The organism is Thermodesulfobacteriota bacterium, from assembly GCA_039028315.1.
GTDB lineage: Bacteria > Desulfobacterota_D > UBA1144 > Nemesobacterales > UBA2774 > CR02bin9.
On the sequence record JBCCIH010000261.1, the window covers coordinates 1 to 2,081 of the forward strand.

The following is a 2,081-nucleotide window of genomic DNA, read 5'->3' on the forward strand; positions in this document are numbered from 1 at the left end:
ACAAAAACTGTGATTGATTTCATACAAGACAGACCAGAGGTAGATATGGGCAGGCTTGCACTTATGGGTATTAGCTTTGGCGGATATTTTGTTACCAGGGCAGCTTCTCATGAACCAAGAATTAAGGCACTTATTCCAAACTCGCCAATTTTAAACCTGCATGACTATTTAGCTGCATTTTGCGGATATGATCCGGCTACTGCTCCAGATGATATGAACTTTACTCTTGAAGATTTGCCTAATATCCCTGATGAAGAATTCTCAGCGGAGCTAAAATCCAGATCCGAGAATCTTATCATCCGCTTTGGACAGCAATCATTTAAAGACACCTATGTTTATTTGAATGAATTTGTAGTAGGAAATGCAATATCTAATATAAAGTGTCCTTCATTAGCATTAGTCGGCTCTGGTGAGGGTGAGGAACCAATGAAGCAGTATAATGAATTTATACAATGTGTTTCAGGACCTGTAACCAAACACACTTTTACTGATCTCGAGGGAGCTGATTCTCATTGTCAGATCGCAAACCCCTCATACTCAGCAGCAGTAGCGCTTGATTGGCTTGATGATATTTTCGATTAAATTGTAAGATTTCCTAAATCACTTAAGGTAGACTCTATAATATGAAAATAAACTATAAAGCCACTACATTAGCATTAATATTCTCATTGCTAGTACCATTTTATGCTTATTCACAAAGAAATGTGGAAATAATTGAACTTGGCAGATGGAATGAAAACAGACTTTCTCAAATGGTTAGTCAAAAGCCTGATACCACTCAGTCACAAGTGGATTATATATCAGGGCGGTTTCTAGGGACGCCATATAAGGCTTCTACCTTAACTGGGGATATAAATACCCCAGAAATCTTTACAATTAACCTAAGAGGCATGGATTGCTTTACATATCTAGACTACGTAGAAGCTCTTCGATTATCTAACAATTATGATGAATTTACTCCTAATGTGAAAGATATAAGGTATAGAGACGGCAAAGTTTCATTTCAAAACAGAAATCACTTTTTCTCAGACTGGCCCATAGAAAACAAGGAAAATATTATTGATGTCACATACCAAGTTGCAGGGGGAAGTGCTGTTGGGGTAGAGAAGAGTCTTAACCTAAAAGAAGACGGCTCAACTTTTCTTCCTGGAATTGCAATTTCAAAGCGTGAGCTTTATTACATACCATCTTCTAAAGTAGATGAGCAAGTTATCGCAAAGCTCAGAACCGGGGATTATGTTGGTATGTATACCGACATAGATGGCCTTGATGTCACCCATACAGGGATAATTATTAAAAAAGACGACGGAATCTATCTTCGCCATGCATCATCTAAAAAGAGCAGCCATAAAGTAGTTGATGAAGACTTTGTAGAATATATAGAAAATGTACCTGGAATAATCGTATACAGACCCAAATAATGACTCAGAATACTAAACCTGAAGAGTTGGTCCTTGAGGCCACAGATCATTACTATAAAGGCGATTTTCAGCTAGCAATTAAGTCACTGGACAAAGCAATAGAATTAAATCCAGGATATGCCCAGGCCTGGTACAACAAGGCAATTACATATTCGGTTATGGGACATGTGCAGGACGAAATTGACTGCTATGATAAGGCAATTGAAATAAACCCCGAGTACGCAGAGGCATGGAGCAATAAGTCTTCAGCCCTTGGAAGAGCCGGAAGGCTTGAAGAAGCGCTCGAGTGCGCAGAGCAAGCGACTCAGATTAAACCTTTGTTTGCGGTGGCTTGGTGTAATATGGGGGCATCATTAAGTGGTCTGGGAAAAGACTTAGAAGCAGTGGCGGCTTATGACAAAGCACTTGAGATAGAGAAAAACTATCTTGAGGCATGGTTTAACAAAGCAGTTTCTCTTCATAATCTAAAAAAGCCTAAAGGAGCTCTCAAAGCCTACGATAGGGCGATAGAGTTAAACCCTAATTATGCAGAGGCGTATTACAACCGAGCAGGTTTGAATGCTGAATTAGAAGAATTAGAAAATGCAAAGTCAGACTTGATAAGAGCTATTGAACTAGAGGGATCATATAGGGACCAGGCTCTAAATGATGAGCTCCTAA

The 2,081-nt window shown here is 39.2% G+C and carries 3 protein-coding genes; all 3 read left to right on the forward strand.

The window, feature by feature from the left end; genetic code table 11:
* Positions 1–582, forward strand: a 582-nt coding sequence (locus tag AAF462_11745; GenBank protein MEM7009795.1) for a CocE/NonD family hydrolase, incomplete at its 5' end; no start/stop codon positions are given.
* Positions 583–623: 41 nt separating this feature from the next.
* Positions 624–1,421 (forward strand): N-acetylmuramoyl-L-alanine amidase-like domain-containing protein, encoded by a 798-nt coding sequence (locus tag AAF462_11750; protein MEM7009796.1) that lies wholly within the window; start codon positions 624–626, stop codon positions 1,419–1,421.
* Positions 1,421–2,081 (forward strand): tetratricopeptide repeat protein (locus tag AAF462_11755; protein MEM7009797.1); only part of this gene is annotated, 661 nt, incomplete at its 3' end. The genes AAF462_11750 and AAF462_11755, both read left to right, overlap by 1 nt.

Excerpts from the sequence above, each read along its gene's own strand:
- AAF462_11750 (MEM7009796.1), top strand. The coding sequence starts at position 624 with ATGAAAATAAACTATAAAGCCACTACATTAGCATTAATATTCTCATTG.